The organism is Dendronalium phyllosphericum CENA369, from assembly GCF_016056275.1.
In the GTDB taxonomy this organism is placed as follows: Bacteria; Cyanobacteriota; Cyanobacteriia; order Cyanobacteriales; family Nostocaceae; genus Dendronalium; species Dendronalium phyllosphericum.
Window position 1 is genome coordinate 31,368 of record NZ_JAECZA010000029.1, and the last position, 11,426, is coordinate 42,793.

At 42.1% G+C, this 11,426-nt stretch carries 12 protein-coding genes; 6 read left to right on the plus strand and 6 right to left on the minus strand.

The features are described from left to right. The first annotated feature begins 541 nt into the window (after positions 1 to 541). Entirely contained in the window at positions 542 to 1,846 is a 1,305-nt protein-coding gene (thrC, locus tag I8752_RS09810) for a threonine synthase (protein WP_214432131.1), read from the plus strand. 72 nt (positions 1,847 to 1,918) lie between these two features. Then, complete coding sequence (locus I8752_RS09815; RefSeq protein ID WP_214432120.1) at positions 1,919 to 2,194, plus strand: MoaD/ThiS family protein; 276 nt, start codon at positions 1,919 to 1,921, stop codon at positions 2,192 to 2,194. 152 nt (positions 2,195 to 2,346) lie between these two features. Here the strand turns inward: I8752_RS09815 and I8752_RS09820 are convergent, their stop codons facing one another. Further along, positions 2,347 to 2,700: a hypothetical protein gene (locus I8752_RS09820; RefSeq protein WP_214432132.1), complete on the minus strand. Its 354-nt coding sequence runs from the start codon at positions 2,698 to 2,700 to the stop codon at positions 2,347 to 2,349. 134 nt (positions 2,701 to 2,834) lie between these two features. Here I8752_RS09820 and I8752_RS09825 point away from each other — a divergent pair, with 134 nt between their 5' ends. Together I8752_RS09825 and I8752_RS09830 are read left to right on the plus strand one after the other, a co-directional pair. Continuing rightward, positions 2,835 to 3,875 (plus strand): threonine aldolase family protein, encoded by a 1,041-nt coding sequence (locus I8752_RS09825; RefSeq protein ID WP_214432121.1) that lies wholly within the window; start codon positions 2,835 to 2,837, stop codon positions 3,873 to 3,875. Positions 3,876 to 4,140: 265 nt separating this feature from the next. After that, on the plus strand, positions 4,141 to 4,896 hold the full coding sequence (locus I8752_RS09830) for a DUF2996 domain-containing protein (RefSeq protein ID WP_214432122.1): 756 nt from the start codon (positions 4,141 to 4,143) through the stop codon (positions 4,894 to 4,896). Between the two features lie 291 nt (positions 4,897 to 5,187). Here I8752_RS09830 and I8752_RS09835 read toward each other — a convergent pair whose 3' ends face one another. Next, positions 5,188 to 5,682 carry a TM2 domain-containing protein gene (locus I8752_RS09835; RefSeq protein WP_214432123.1) on the minus strand — a complete coding sequence of 165 codons (495 nt, stop codon included), beginning with the start codon at positions 5,680 to 5,682 and terminating at the stop codon, positions 5,188 to 5,190. A 531-nt stretch (positions 5,683 to 6,213) separates the two neighbouring features. On the opposite strand from I8752_RS09835, the gene acsF reads away from it, so the two are divergent. Beyond that, a complete protein-coding gene (gene acsF / locus I8752_RS09840) occupies positions 6,214 to 7,290 on the plus strand; it encodes a magnesium-protoporphyrin IX monomethyl ester (oxidative) cyclase (protein ID WP_214432124.1) in 1,077 nt (358 codons plus the stop codon). Between the two features lie 88 nt (positions 7,291 to 7,378). Here the strand turns inward: acsF and I8752_RS37265 are convergent, their stop codons facing one another. Further along, on the minus strand, positions 7,379 to 7,600 hold the full coding sequence (locus tag I8752_RS37265; protein ID WP_225895557.1) for a hypothetical protein: 222 nt from the start codon (positions 7,598 to 7,600) through the stop codon (positions 7,379 to 7,381). Positions 7,601 to 7,752: 152 nt separating this feature from the next. Further along, complete coding sequence (locus tag I8752_RS37270; RefSeq protein WP_225895558.1) at positions 7,753 to 8,112, minus strand: hypothetical protein; 360 nt, start codon at positions 8,110 to 8,112, stop codon at positions 7,753 to 7,755. 254 nt (positions 8,113 to 8,366) lie between these two features. Here I8752_RS37270 and I8752_RS09850 point away from each other — a divergent pair, with 254 nt between their 5' ends. Further along, the gene (locus I8752_RS09850) at positions 8,367 to 9,770 is read left to right on the plus strand and encodes a collagen-like protein (RefSeq protein ID WP_214432125.1); all 1,404 of its coding nucleotides are present in this window, start codon (positions 8,367 to 8,369) and stop codon (positions 9,768 to 9,770) included. 107 nt (positions 9,771 to 9,877) lie between these two features. Here the strand turns inward: I8752_RS09850 and I8752_RS09855 are convergent, their stop codons facing one another. Then, on the minus strand, positions 9,878 to 10,450 hold the full coding sequence (locus tag I8752_RS09855; RefSeq protein ID WP_214432126.1) for an ABC transporter permease: 573 nt from the start codon (positions 10,448 to 10,450) through the stop codon (positions 9,878 to 9,880). Positions 10,451 to 10,742: 292 nt separating this feature from the next. Continuing rightward, on the minus strand, positions 10,743 to 11,318 hold the full coding sequence (locus I8752_RS09860; protein WP_214432133.1) for a TIGR04376 family protein: 576 nt from the start codon (positions 11,316 to 11,318) through the stop codon (positions 10,743 to 10,745). Between the last annotated feature and the right edge of the window lie 108 nt (positions 11,319 to 11,426).

The following is an 11,426-nucleotide window of genomic DNA, read 5'->3' on the forward strand; positions in this document are numbered from 1 at the left end:
GAAACTGTCAATATATAGCTGTTTTTTCGGTATTTTTCGCAGTACGCAACATCTAATTGCGCTCTACTAACTTAGGTTCTAAAAGTTTTTAGTTACTAAGCCTTAAACTGGTGATTTTTTCAAATCAAGAATCTAATAGTAGAACCTTAAAACGAAGATCGGAGAATTTAAAACAGTTTAATTACTGGTATTAAAATAAATTTATTTTTAGAAAAAATGGTATTGCTGCTTAAGTACCATACTCATAAAATAAAAATATTTTATACAGAATTACTCAAACTGGAGTTGAGTCAGGAAATTTAATTATACATACTTAAGTGCTTAGTATTAATTATGTATATCAGTACAAAAAAAATCTTCTTCTGTAGAGAAAGCTTGTTCTGTACTATTGCCAATACATCAAGCAATTATCTTGATGTACGCTGAGATTTTGTTTCAGTAAATCAAACCCGACAAATTTTATCGGGTATGTTTGACTAGTATTTTTGCTCGTGTTAGTATGCTTCGGACAGTAGACGGACAAACAGGGAAAGCGAGATTTATGACTCAGGCGACAACCATACACAATTCAGCAACCACCGCTACCTTTAAATCCTTGAAGTGTAAGGAATGTGGTGCAGAATACGAACTCAAAGCCAGCAATGTTTGTGAGTTATGCTTTGGGCCGTTGGAAGTCTTGTATGATTACAGCGCTCTACGTCGCACCGTCACTCGTGAAAAAATTCAAGCTGGGCCAAATTCCATTTGGCGTTACCGTCCTTTTTTGCCTGTTGCAACTGACAATGTAATTGATGTGGGAACTGGTATGACTCCGTTGGTTCGTTCCCACCGTCTTGCGCGTCGCCTGGGTTTAAACAAGCTTTATATTAAAAATGATGCCGTCAACATGCCCACCCTCAGCTTCAAGGATCGGGTGGTGTCTGTTGCCCTCACCCGCGCGCGGGAATTGGGTTTTACTACTGTTTCTTGCGCTAGTACAGGTAACTTGGCAAATTCTACAGCGGCGATCGCAGCTCACGCAGGTTTAGATTGCTGTGTGTTCATCCCCGCAGATTTAGAAGCAGGTAAGATTCTGGGTAGCTTGATCTACAGTCCCACCTTGATGGCAGTCAAAGGCAATTACGATCAGGTAAATCGTCTCTGTTCGGAAGTTGCTAATACACATGGTTGGGGATTTGTCAATATCAATTTGCGTCCATACTACTCGGAAGGTTCCAAAACTCTAGGCTTTGAAGTTGCCGAACAGCTGGGTTGGCAATTACCAGATCATATTGTTGCTCCTCTAGCTTCTGGTTCGCTATTTACCAAAATCCACAAAGGCTTCCAGGAATTTGTCGAAGTCGGTTTGGTAGAAGGCAAGAATGTGCGTTTCAGCGGCGCGCAAGCTGAAGGTTGTTCTCCCATCGCCGAAGCATTTAAACAAGACCGCGACTTTATTAAGCCAGTGAAACCGAATACAATTGCGAAATCGATTGCGATCGGCAATCCAGCAGACGGAATTTATGCTGTTGAAATCGCTAAGAAAACTGGCGGTAATATTGAATCAGTTAATGACGCTGAAATTATCGAAGGAATCAAGCTGTTGGCAGAAACCGAAGGCATCTTCACAGAAACAGCTGGTGGTACAACTGTTGCCGTGCTGAAAAAACTGGTAGAAGCTGGCAAGATCGATCCCGATGAAACTACCGTGGTTTACATCACTGGCAATGGTCTGAAAACCCAAGAAGCCGTACAAGGCTACATTGGCGAACCCTTGACTATTGATGCCAAACTCGATAGTTTTGAACGTGCCCTTGAGCGTTCTCGTACACTCGATCGCTTGGAATGGCAACAAGTTCTCGTTTAATCATTAGTCAGTAGTAAATGACAACTGACAACTGACAACTGACAACTGACAATTGACTACTAACAACTAACTATGTCTGTAACAGTTTTAGTTCCTACTGCGCTTCAGAATTTTACTAATAACCAAGCTACCCTCGAATGTAGCGGTACTACCATTGCCGAACTTTTAGACTCCTTAGAAACTAACTTTCCTGGGATTAAAGGACGGTTGTGTGATGAAGAGGGTAAGCCACGCCGTTTTCTGAATTTGTATCTCAACAGCGAAGATATTCGCTTTTTAGAGGGTACAGATACAGCCCTCAAAGATGGCGATGAAGTTAGTATTGTGCCTGCTGTCGCTGGAGGCTGATGTAGCAAAGTGCTGAGTGCTGAGTAAAAACCCAGTTGCTGTATCGCAATTGGCTTAAAGGGTGTGAGGCTATACTAAATAAATCTTCAATAATTGTTATTAGGGGCACTGTTTTGTGCCCCTATATTTTCAGATAGATTTTGTTTGAAAAATTATGTTGCGATCGCCTCATTAAGTCTTTGCTGCCAAAATTCATTGTTGTTAATAGTCAAGATAATCCGCTGATAGGATTCATCTTGTAGATCAATGGTTAAATAATTTGTTTCTCTATTCACATACCAAAATTCTTTGCCTCGGTTTGTATAATAAGTCCCAGCTTTAATTAATCCAGGAATAAAGCTACCAGGGGCACGCAATTCTTTCCAATTGCTTTGAGGTTCGGCGATTGTAACTTGTTGGATATGGGTAAGCGGTATTTCCCAAAGTTTATGAAAGCGAACAGCCAGTAGTTGCTCTTGCCATGTAAATTCTATCTGCAATTTTTCGTCAATTATACTCAGCCGCATCATCAACTCCTTCGTCAGTAGTTTTTTACTTAGTGTTCCCCAAAAACACCTTATCATCCTGGTATTACCTTTAAGTTAGAACTACTGCCAAGCTTATTAACTAATATTTTGTTAATTGTACAAAACTAGAGATTATGAGTAACCAATCAGAACAGTTTGCCAGTGATAATTGCTCTGGTATTTGTCCGGAAGCATTCGAGTACATGATTCAAGCTAATCAAGGTAGCGCGCCAGCTTATGGCAATGATGAATGGACTCAAAAAGCAACAGATTATTTTCGAGAACTCTTTGAAATTGATTGCGAAGTATTTTTTACCTTTAACGGTACAGCAGCTAATTCTTTATCGTTAGCCGCCCTTTGTCAGTCATATCACAGTGTGATTTGTCATGAAACAGCCCACATAGAAACAGATGAATGCGGCGCACCGGAATTTGCTTCTAATGGCTCTAAACTATTACTTGCTAAAGGGGAAAATGGTAAATTAACACTACAGGCTATAGAAGCAATTGTAACTAGGCGGGCTGATATTCATTATCCGAAGCCGAAAGTGATTAGCATTACCCAAGCAACTGAATTAGGAACTTTATATTCTATTGAAGAACTTGTGGGAATAAAAGAAATCGCGCGAAAATATAACTTAAAAATTCATATGGACGGCGCTCGCTTTGCAAATGCAGTTGCTGCTATGAATAAAAGCCCCGCAGAAATTACCTGGAAAAGTGGTGTAGATGTCTTATGTTTTTGCGGTACTAAAAATGGGATGGCATTAGGTGAAGCGATTCTCTTCTTTAACAAAACATTAGCAGAAGATTTTGATTATCGATGCAAGCAAGCAGGTCAGTTAGCATCAAAAATGCGATTTATTTCAGCTCCTTGGTTAGGTTTGTTAGAAACTGGCGCGTGGTTAAAAAATGCCCGACATGCCAATCAATGTGCTGAATATTTAGAAAATCAATTATTAAATATAGATGGTGTTGAAATGATGTTTCCGCGAGAAGCAAACGCCGTTTTTGTCAAATTACCTGAGCACGTGATTCAAAGCTTAAAAACTAAGAACTGGCAATTTTATACCTTTATCGGGGTGGGAGGAGTACGTTTTATGTGTTCCTGGAATACAACCCAATTAAAAATGGATGAATTGCTAAGAGATATTAAGGAAGCGATCGCCTCCTAGTACTTGACCAACCCAAAATTGCTGGGTTAAGGCTGACACGGAGAGAAGTTGCGTGCGGGGGTTCCCCCCGTTGAGCAAACTTCGGGAGACGCGGGGATATGGGGACGGAGAGAATTTTTAACCAAGCAAAGTTTCCTTGGCAGACCATTAGTCAAGAGGGCAAAGTCGTTGACTGTTGACCATTGACTAATGTCAAAATAAAGGTAACTTACTACTTAACGGTGAGCGATCGCTGTGAAAGCTAAATTAAGGATTGACCTGAGCAATGGCAGAAGAACAAAATCATAATGAAGCTGGCGAAGTGGCTCCCAGCACTGTTGATAAGCAGGCTCCCAGTGTCGCTGAAGAACACGCTCCTAGTACAGACTCACCCGAAGCGACAGATATTCCTACTGCCAACGCGCCAGACCCCAAAGCAGTAAACCCAGAAACTAACCCCAATGCTGCTAAGCCAGCTGCTGCATCCCCCAAGCAAGAAAAACCCGCCGCAGCTAAAGCCGCAAAAGCAGATAAACCCGCTGGCGAAGAAAAATCCGACGCAGGGGAAAAACCCGCAGCTAAAGCCGCAAAAGCAGATAAACCCGCTGGCGAAGAAAAAGCTGACGCAGAGGAAAAACCCGCAGCTAAAGCTAAAAAGGAGAAAGCCCCCTCTGTTGAAGACAAACCATTTGTAGAGTTCATCCAGCAAGACTATTTGCCAGCTTTGCAAAAGGCGATCGCTGACCAAGGAGTAAAAGATTTACAATTATCTTTTGCAAAACAGAAGGTTCCCGTCGTTGGCTTCCAATCAGCTGAAGAATGCTGGCAAGTGGTTGGCAGTTGGCAAAATGGTGTACACAACTTCAACCTATATTTCCCCGATGAAGACATTCAAGGGAAAAAGGCATTTTCCTGTAATGAAGGCAAAAGACCTAGTACTCTTGAGTCATTCCTCATCGATGAGCGCAAAATTACACTCGACTTACTGATATATGGCATAACGCAGCGCTTAAACGGTCAAAAGTGGCTGGGTAGAAATTAGTTGTTGAATGAAGACGGGGGATGATAAGGACGCGGAGAATAAACAGACGCGATTAATGAGCCAGCGCGTTGCGGTGAATCAGTGCTGCGGAGAGAAGCGCTGTGCGGGGGGAACCCCCGTTGAGGCGACTTCGGGGAGGGTTTCCCTCCGCGGGCAACTGTGTTAGCGCAGCGTTAGCGAGCCTGCGAGCGTCACCCGAAGGGGGGTTCCCACGCCACTTGCTTCAAGTCGGCAAAGCCGCCCAACGCAGTGGCTCCCCGTTGTAGCGACTGGTATCGCGTCTCTACGACTTTAAAGGTCGTGGAAGTGATAGGTGACGGCTCCAGTGATGGGGTCGTTATCTATTTTTACGTAACCTGATTTATACATTTCCTTAAGAGTAGCTTCTATTTCAGCAAAACTAGCTCCTGTTGCTTTCACGCCTTGAGTTACAGTCAAGCTACCACCTCTAGTTTCCGCTACTTCAATTAGTTTAACCATGAGTTGGTTGCCAGTGGGGCGGTAGACTTGAGTAGCGATCGCAGCTTTATTCAAGGGTACACCCAAGGGAGATAGACCTGCTTTTGCTCTCAGGTTCAGTTCGTAATCGTCAACCATATTAGAGACGAGGAACAGATCGACGAACTGTCCTACGTATAACAAACCTCCAGTACACAGCCATAACAAACCTGTGCCTATCTTGCCGTTGTATAAACGGTGCAGCCCTCCTATACCCATAAACCCAACTGCACACAAGATGTAAGAGACAAGAATACGGTCTTTATGCTGATTGTTTTCAAGATTCATCTTGTTTTCAACCTTTTGGATTTGCTCTTGTTATCTAAGATGATTTTTTAATGGTGTTTTGTTTCTATCAGCTTCACCGACATCGAACCTCTCCTTAATAGCCTCCCTTTCCTCCACAAAAGAGGCAACAACTAAAAACAGCTAAATTAGTAGGTGTTTGAAATCTTTGGGCAGGAGAGAGGTCAAAGTCAAGCCCGTTGAACTCGTGTAAGATTGAGTGTGCTCAAGAGTTCTTTGTTGCGGTTTATCTGTCACTCCTCAACTCAGCAGATCGATCTGTGGGATATACATCATCTTTCAACTTTAATGCTTCGTTCTAGAGTTGGCTACCAATTCTCGATTCTCGATTCCGCAAATTATTGATGTCTTGTTGCAACTCTTAACGTTTTACGTAACAGTTTCCTGGCTACACCTTGGTAGACTGAACTTTATACAAATAAATTATTGTCAGCTGCTGCACCGTGTGAGAGCATTACCAGTAGCTTTATTCTGGTGTACTCAAGATAATAAAGGCAAAAGAGCAATCAAGACATGGTAGATTCCCTCAAAAAACCAGGCTTTGAAGAAATGCGGCCGGGGATTAAAGTCCCGGCAAAAGAAACCCTGTTAACACCCCGGTTTTATACTACCGATTTTGATGAAATGGCGCGGATGGACATCTCCGTTAATGAAGACGAGTTAAGAGCCATTTTGGAAGAGTTTCGCACCGACTACAACCGCCATCACTTCGTTCGGGATGCCGAGTTTGACCAATCCTGGGATCATATTGACGGCGAAACTCGCCAGTTATTCATAGAATTTCTAGAACGTTCTTGTACGGCAGAATTCTCTGGATTTTTGCTGTATAAAGAACTCGGCCGTCGTTTGAAGGATAAAAGCCCCGTTTTGGCAGAATGCTTCAACTTGATGTCACGGGATGAAGCGCGTCATGCTGGCTTTTTAAATAAAGCTCTGTCAGACTTCAATATGTCCTTGGATTTAGGGTTTTTGACTAAGAGCCGCGCTTATACCTTCTTTAAGCCGAAATTCATCTTCTACGCTACTTATCTTTCCGAAAAAATCGGTTATTGGCGCTATATCACCATTTATCGTCACCTCGAAGCACATCCAGAAGACAGAGTTTATCCAATCTTCCGGTTCTTTGAAAACTGGTGTCAAGATGAAAACCGTCACGGTGATTTCTTTGATGCCGTGATGAAAGCCCAGCCACAAATATTGAATGACTGGAAAGCTAGGCTATGGAGTCGCTTCTTTTTGTTGTCGGTATTTGCAACGATGTATCTCAATGACATTCAGCGCAAAGACTTTTATGCCACCCTTGGACTAGATGCGCGAGAATACGACATCTATGTAATTAAGAAGACCAACGAAACCGCAGGTCGAGTGTTCCCGTTGATGCTGGATGTAGATAATCCAAAGTTTTATCAACGGTTAGATGTATGTGTCAAGAATAACGAGAAGTTGACAGCAATTTCCAATTCCAACACTCCCAAATTCTTGCAATTCTTCCAGAAGCTACCTATTTACGTCTCGCATGGCTGGCAATTGCTGCGGCTATACTTGATGAAACCAATTGATGCTGTTCCCGCTCAAGGTACGGCTCGCTAAGTTATAAAATTTGTGCAAAAGAGTTAGTGGTTCTGTAGACAACAGAACCACTTTTTTATGGAAATTACTAACAATGTCAAGTAATCATTTAAGCTGATTTTTTTATTGTTTGGTGCTTGGCTGCTTCTGCTTCATAACACTTGAGAATCAGTGATGCAAGCTTATCAATATCAGTCACAGAGGTAATGATTATTTTTGACGCTGCATCCCCTAATGAAGCTGTTACTTCCTGCACTTCAAAATTTGGTGCTAGGGATTTGACTTCATCTGTACTTAGCCGAGTAATAATACTTTTTTTCTGCGAAGACAAATACAGCCGCAAAAACCACCAGGTAGTTTTACCAAGATTTATACCAAAATAGGAAGCAGTGTCTTTATATTTAATTTCAAAATTGCAGCTTTTTGAGGTTTGCGTAATAGCTTTAATTTTTTCAAAAGCTGTGATTTCTTCAGCTGTTGTGACTATTTTTGATTCTTGAGGATCTTGAGGTTCACTTTTGTTGTTACAAGAGCATTAAAATAACGGCTAAGTTGCCCATCATGTACTTCAGCTTTTTGACCTCTAGCTTTTGCTTCTACGAGCATAACTATATTACCGTTAATAGCTAGAGCATAATCTACCTTTTCAAGCTGCCGCGCTCTTCTTTCAGCAAAGTCTGCTACATATTCTGGCATTACTTCACTAGGGTCATAAACATCGTAGCCAAGAGCGCTTAAAAAAGGAACAATCAGTGACATCTTGGTAGATTCTTCACCAACCACTTGATCGGCTCGTTTACGCACTTGTTCGGATACCTTAACAATATCATCAGTGAATCCCATCTTGCTTGCTCCTGGTAGATAAGTAGTTATTAATACAGTAGTTTTTGTGAATTCGTAGTCACTCTTATAAGAATGTTCTCAAATAATTAACGTAACATTAATGACGTGTCCAGGGATGCGATCGCATCCGTAATACATAAAAGTAACCATTTGAATTTATTAGAAAGCCTCAGTATCATTGACTACTTGATAATAGGGAGCAAATCGTCGTAATTTATCGTCATCGGTAATTAAAATAATCTAGATTTACCCAAATGGAAAAAGGTTTTGGGAGTAAGCTGCCATTACTGTTAATATTCTGCTTATCTACTAGCTTTTTGCCTGCGTCAGGCTCGGTTTTATGTCCAGCAGTTGCCTCTGAAAAATACAAATTAGCAAGTAGGGAATATGGCATAGATGGTCGCAAAGGCGATGATGGAAGGTCTGGTAGAAATGGTCGTGACGGCGAGAACCAAAATATTTTTGTCAATAGTTCGCCAGTAAATCTTGACTTGTCTGGTGAGGATGGTGAGGATGGGGAAGACGGCGAACGTGGTTATAGACCAAACTGCGATCGCCAACGTGATAACGTAGACCATGACATCAATGCAGCAGATGGCGGTGCTGGTGGCAATGGCGGTAAAGGAGGAGATGGGGGCAATGGTGGTTCCCTCACCGCCTATTACACAAATTTGGCAGACTTACGAAACATTCTCGTCCGTGCCACGCCAGGAGAAGGCGGAAGAGGCGGTCGGGGTGGCAATGGCACAGCAGGTTGTAACTGTCGCAGGCGGAGTTGGGAAGTGGAAACCTGTAAAGGTACTCCTGGAAGCCCCGACCATAAATGTACTAAGAAGCGCTATAGGTGCTATCCTGGCAGCGATGGGCGCGACGGTAGCGATGGTAGCGATGGTAAGCAAGGGCGCTTAGGAATTTTGAGTATTGTTAACAGCAAAGAACCTTTGGTAGCGGATACTCCAACCCTTAAGCTGACAGTTTCCGAATTGACAGGCAAACAATTCAACCTCTCCAAGAACAAGTGGAATTTTCGTCAGGGGGCAACTGCTTTACTTGCCCCTGGTTCTGTCATTGCCGATGAATATCAAGAATTTGAACAGCGTTTGGAAGAGAGTGTTCGAGTGGTTTGGCAAGAGAGAGAACCTATTGCCAGCTTTGGCAATCAAACTGTAACAGTGAGTTTAAATGACAGCAAGCAAGTGGAAGTTACTTTCCCTGATGATTTGTGGGTTGATGGTAGTAGCAAAAGCGAGGCTAACTTGACTACGTTTACTGTTAATCATGCAATTTCTCAAAAAGATGTGACGCGGCTAGCTGTGTCAGAATTTGCTGATGCAGGACAAAACCTTAATTTGAAAATAGTTGATTTAGCTGCCAAGTCTGACGTAATTCAGACTCAGTTTCGAGTAAAGTTTCGGGCGCGAGATGACTCTCGTGGTTTCTCGGACTACACAACTGAATATGAAGGGGACATTCCCGCCGAACTTGTAACCCGCGACTATAACCGTTATATTCTCGCTTTAGGTAAGTTGAAAATTCCTGCCGATGCCCTTAACGCTGGTGTCAACGTCGATATTAAAGTGGTAGCAACTCGCTCCTTAGCAGGACGTTCCGCAAAACAAACTATTAACTGGCAGGGTGCTATCCGCAAGGCGAGATAATTTTTATCGATTAAAATTTAACTCTGTTTAATGAATAACGCACCGCAAATTTCTGATGGTGCGTTAGGACGTTCCGTCCATAACGCACCCTACGACCTATCTACTTTTTAAGAGGATTTTTTACCATCAGAGGCAATCTGCGAGAGAAGATTGCCTGCTAAATCTAACAATTGATCCATTAGACTACCAATAATAAGAATGTAAAGTAGCATCTGGATGATGTAATTAATATTGCCAGCTTTATAAGCCTCCCAGAGGAGAAAACCAAGTCCTCTTGGGCCGATCAACATTTCTGCGGCAATAACTGTAAACCAAGCTACCCAAATGCCAACTTTCAAAGTATGAAATGTATGAAAAATAGCTGCTCTAAAGTTATTATTCTGTCGGCGAAAATGCTGCATACCTATTGCCATATTAATGATTGTTGACCAGAGAGTGCCAATAAAAATTATGACTATGGTTGCAGGTTCGCTCTCTCTAAACACTATGAGCGTAATGGGTAGTAGGGCTATGGGAGGGATACTATGTGGGATTTCAAATATCCGCTTTAACACCTGATATATTGTGCCATTGATGCCTATTAAATATCCGATGAAACTACCTAAAACGGCGGCTGGTATGTAACCTACAAATAGTTTTTGTAAGCTAGCTAAAACATCCAAAAATATACTATATTCCATGCCTCAGTTCTCATTTGGAACGTCTAGGGAATACTGCGGCAATCACAAAAAATACCGAATAGATACACAGAAAAAAGCTATGAAAATCAGCTTAAGTTAAATTTATCAAAGAATCAAAGCTTAATTAAAAAAATAAATAAAATCTCAATAATTCAGTTTTTAAAGGCTGATAATCTAAAATCTAGAAAAATACCATTAAAAATAATTTTTAGAGCGTTCAATACTATTGGTAAACAGTAATTTAACGAACAATTTAGAGAGCGATCGCCCATTACTGTTTACTAAAAACAGATTATTTCCCCATATTACGCTTCATCTGCTCTAACTCGTCTTGGGTTTCCCAGCGGCGAAACTTGTCTTCTAAGTCATCAAATCCACTGGAATAACTGCTAGCTGGATTCCACCAGCCGTTGGTTTCTAAGCGCTGCTGGGTTTGAGCTTTAGCACGGGCTGTCTGGGCTTCAGCGGCTTTAGCTTGTACCTCTTGTCGTCGCACCTGAATTTTCCCCAATAGTTCTTGAGATTGATCTATGCGTTCTTTCAACCCTTGCATGTGTCCCCAGCGCTGATTTCCTTCACGCAATAGGGCTGCTTCTCTCTCTTGCGCGGCTGCTGCTAAATCCTGTCTATTTGCATTCTGTGCCTTTTGCACGCGGATGTGCCAACGCTGAATTTCTTGAGCGGTGGACAAAATTTCCTCTTGCGATCGCTTTTCTTGTACTTGTAAATCTGCAATCAACTTTAAAGTATCTTCCTCTTGCTGCCGCAGCTGCTCTAACAGCGCCTCTAACTCCAAATGTGGATTATTACGCAAGAATTCTTCTAAACGGTTTTCTAGAAACCGACTCAAATCATCAAATAAGCCCACTGCCGGAACTCCAGAAGTCAGGTGTGTGACTATTTTATTGTAGTGGAACCCTGGCAATGCAGTGTCTCCCAAAATTTTAAGCAGGGGAGTGGGGAGATGGGGGAGATG